Below are 3445 nucleotides of genomic sequence, written 5' to 3' on the forward strand. Positions count from 1 at the left end.
CTGGGCACGCCGGCGCTGGCGGGCGCGGCGGCCGGCGCGGCGGCCGTGGCGACCGCCTTGCCGGACGGGACGAAGGTGGCCTGGCGGCCGTTGTAGACCTGCCATTGGTCCCACAGCATCACCATGGAAAAGCCGAAGATCACCCAGAGGATGGTGCGGCGGATGTCGGTCATGGATGTTTCTTTTCTTGCGAAGGCGCAGGCCACGTGAACAGGCGTGGCCTGGCGGTGGGGACAGGATCGTGCCCGCCCGCGCACCAGGGATGGCAGCGCGCCAGGCGCGCCACCGTGAGATAGCTTCCCGCGCCGGCGCCGTGGCGCTCCAGCGCTTGCAGCGAATAGGCCGAGCAGGTGGGCGTGAAGCGGCAGGCCGAGCCCAGCCAGGGCGACAGCAGCAGCCGGTAGCCCTTGACCAGCCCGATCAGCAGCGCGCGGATCATCGCGGCGCCCTGGCCTGGCCGAACAGCTGCAGCAGCTCGGCGCGCACCGAGGCCTTCAGCGCGTCGGACCAGGCGCTGGGGAACTGGGCGCGCGCGAAATCGCCGCGCAGCCGGACCACGTGCGCCATCTTGGGCAGCTGCTGTTCGAAGGATGCGCTCACGGTGTAGATCTGCCGCTTGATCCCATTGCGGGTGACCGCGCGCTTGGCCCAGCGCTTGGGCAGGACAGCCCCGATCGACGCCTCGTGCACAGCAAAGAGGGCCTGCCGTCCGCTGGACGCAGGCCCTGGGGATTCGGTGGGCACCTGCGGGGCTGCCCGGTGCAGCACGAAATGCGCAGTGCGGGAAACGGTGCCGCCGGCCATGGCTGCCTCGAACTGTGCTTTGGTCTTGAGCCGCTGCACGGGGCGGGCAAGCGCAGGCAGCGCTTGGGACAAACGCGCGGGCGCTTAGGCGGCCAGGCGCTTGCGGCCCTTGGCGCGGCGAGCGTTGATGACGGCGCGGCCGCCCCGGGTCTTCATGCGGACCAGAAAGCCGTGGGTGCGTGCGCGACGCACTTTGGAAGGTTGGTAGGTGCGTTTCATTTGATTCTCGGGAAAACCCGGCATTATCGTGGAAAGTCCCGGTCCGGGCAACCGCGGGGGCTTGTCCGGCCGCCGCCAGGGGTCCGGCGCGGCCGGCCTCGGGTTTGTGGATAAGGTGTTTACGCCTAGAATCCGCTGTTTCGCGCGAAATAACTAATCCACAGGAGCGACGGGGCACATGGGCGAGGGGCAACACAACAGGCTGGCCGCGGCGGCAAGCCTGGCAGGAGCGGGCGACAGCCTATGGCAGGCGTGCGTCGACCAGCTCGCGCAAGAGCTCCCGGAGCAGCAGTTCAACACCTGGATCAAACCTTTGGTGGCCCAGGTGTCGGAGGATTTTTCCAAGGTCACGCTGTACGTGGCCAACCGCTTCAAGCTCGACTGGGTGCGGGCCCAGTACGCCGGCCGTATCGTCGGCATGCTGGAGAAGATCTACGGCCAGCCCGTTCAACTTGAGTTAGCGATCACTCCAAGGGACAACAGCACCCGTGCGTATTCTTCCCCGGCGATGGCGGCCAACGTTCCGGTCGCCGAACCGCCCGAGATCCAGGAAGACAACAGCGCCTCGGCCTTCAAGACGCGCCTGAACACCGGCCTGACCTTCGACACTTTGGTGGAAGGCACGGCCAATCGGATGGCGCGCGCGGCCGCCATGCACGTGTCAACCACGCCCGGCCATCTTTACAATCCGCTGTTCATCTACGGCGGCGTGGGCCTGGGCAAGACCCATCTGGTGCACGCGGTGGGCAACAAACTGCTGGCCGACAAGCCCAACTCCAAGGTTCTTTACCTCCATGCCGAGCAGTTCGTTTCGGACGTGGTCAAGGCTTACCAGCGCAAGACTTTCGACGAATTCAAGGACAAATACCACTCGCTGGATCTCCTGTTGATAGATGACGTCCAGTTCTTCGCCAACAAGGACCGCACGCAAGAGGAATTCTTCAACGCCTTCGAGGCCCTGTTGGCCAAGAAGAGCCACATCGTGATGACCTCGGACACGTATCCGAAGGGGCTGGCCGACATCCACGAGCGCCTGGTTTCGCGCTTCGACTCCGGCCTGACCGTGGCCATCGAGCCGCCGGAGCTGGAGATGCGGGTGGCCATCCTGATCAACAAGGCGCGCGCCGAGGGCACCGAGATGCCCGAGGAGGTCGCCTTCTTCGTCGCCAAGAACGTGCGCTCCAACGTGCGCGAGCTGGAGGGCGCGCTGCGCAAGATCCTGGCGTACTCGCGCTTCAACCAGAAGGAAATCTCGATCCAGCTGGCGCGCGAGGCCTTGCGCGACCTGCTGTCGATCCAGAACCGGCAGATCGGGGTGGAGAACATCCAGAAGACCGTGGCCGACTACTACAAGATCAAGGTCGCCGACATGTACAGCAAGAAGCGCCCGGCCTCGATCGCCCGGCCGCGCCAGATCGCCATGTACCTGGCCAAGGAACTGACCCAGAAGAGCCTGCCGGAGATCGGCGAGCTGTTTGGCGGGCGCGACCACACCACCGTGCTGCACGCGGTGCGCAAGATCTCGGCCGAGCGCCTGCAACTGACGGAGCTGAACCAGCAGCTGCATGTGCTGGAACAGACACTAAAGGGTTAATTCGTCATTCCCGCGGAGGCGGGACTCCAGGGGTTCGACCCCTGGAAAACAGCGCTGCAAAAAGGCGAAAATGCCGTGTTACCGAGCACAACGACCGAATCAAAGAAAAGCGAGAAGAGGCTGACATGATTGTCCTGAAGGCAACACAAGAAAAACTGCTCTCGGTGCTGCAGTCGGTGGCGGGGATCGTGGAAAAGCGGCATACCTTGCCGATCCTGGCCAACGTGCTGCTGCGCAAGACCGCCGGAAGCATCCAGTTCACCACCAGCGACCTGGAAATCCAGATCCGCACCACGGCCGACATGGACGGCGACGCCGGCAGCTTCACCACCACCGTGGGCGCCCGCAAGCTGATCGACATCCTGCGCACCATGCCCAGCGACCAGACGGTCAGCCTCGAGTCCAGCGCCAGCAAGCTCATTCTCAAAGGCGGCAAGAGCCGCTTCACGCTGCAGACGCTGCCGGCGGAAGACTTCCCGCTGGTGCAGGAAGCGCCCAGCTTCGGCCCGGTGTTCAGCGTGCCGCAAAAGACGCTGAAAGACCTGCTCAACCAGGTCTCGTTCGCCATGGCGGTGCACGACATCCGCTACTACCTGAACGGCATCCTGTTCGTGGCAGAAGGCAAGCAGCTGTCGCTGGTGGCCACCGACGGCCACCGGCTGGCGTTCGCCTCGGCGACGCTCGACGTGGAAGTGCCGCGCCAGGAAGTGATCCTGCCGCGCAAGACGGTGCTGGAGCTGCAGCGCCTGCTGTCCGATGCCGAAGGCGCCATCGAGATGCAGTTCGCCAACAACCAGGCCAAGTTCGCCTTCGGCGGCATGGAGTTCG

The 3445-nt window shown here is 64.8% G+C and carries 5 protein-coding genes and 1 pseudogene; 2 read left to right on the top strand and 4 right to left on the bottom strand.

Annotated elements, in window-relative coordinates; genetic code table 11:
• The 4 genes and pseudogenes from JWP65_RS01810 to rpmH all read right to left on the bottom strand — a co-directional run.
• Positions 1 to 173, bottom strand: a pseudogene (locus tag JWP65_RS01810) (membrane protein insertase YidC); the annotation flags it as partial.
• Entirely contained in the window at positions 170 to 439 is a 270-nt protein-coding gene (gene yidD / locus JWP65_RS01815) for a membrane protein insertion efficiency factor YidD (protein ID WP_299759785.1), read from the bottom strand. The gene yidD and the pseudogene JWP65_RS01810, both read right to left, overlap by 4 nt.
• Complete coding sequence (locus JWP65_RS01820) at positions 436 to 843, bottom strand: ribonuclease P protein component (RefSeq protein ID WP_299759787.1); 408 nt, start codon at positions 841 to 843, stop codon at positions 436 to 438. Before JWP65_RS01820 ends, yidD begins: the two co-directional genes overlap by 4 nt.
• A gap of 45 nt (positions 844 to 888) precedes the next feature.
• Complete coding sequence (rpmH, locus tag JWP65_RS01825) at positions 889 to 1023, bottom strand: 50S ribosomal protein L34 (RefSeq protein WP_145893359.1); 135 nt, start codon at positions 1021 to 1023, stop codon at positions 889 to 891.
• A 178-nt stretch (positions 1024 to 1201) separates the two neighbouring features.
• Here rpmH and dnaA point away from each other — a divergent pair, with 178 nt between their 5' ends.
• Positions 1202 to 2617 carry a chromosomal replication initiator protein DnaA gene (dnaA, locus tag JWP65_RS01830; protein WP_299759789.1) on the top strand — a complete coding sequence of 472 codons (1416 nt, stop codon included), beginning with the start codon at positions 1202 to 1204 and terminating at the stop codon, positions 2615 to 2617.
• A gap of 125 nt (positions 2618 to 2742) precedes the next feature.
• Positions 2743 to 3445 (top strand): DNA polymerase III subunit beta (gene dnaN / locus JWP65_RS01835; RefSeq protein WP_299759791.1); only part of this gene is annotated, 703 nt, incomplete at its 3' end.

It is taken from the genome of Ramlibacter sp., from assembly GCF_028292805.1.
GTDB lineage: Bacteria > Pseudomonadota > Gammaproteobacteria > Burkholderiales > Burkholderiaceae_C > Ramlibacter.

Coding starts and splice junctions, on each gene's coding strand:
- yidD (WP_299759785.1), bottom strand. CDS start 439: ATGATCCGCGCGCTGCTGATCGGGCTGGTCAAGGGCTACCGGCTGCTG.
- rpmH (WP_145893359.1), bottom strand. CDS start 1,023: ATGAAACGCACCTACCAACCTTCCAAAGTGCGTCGCGCACGCACCCAC.
- dnaA (WP_299759789.1), top strand. CDS start 1,202: ATGGGCGAGGGGCAACACAACAGGCTGGCCGCGGCGGCAAGCCTGGCA.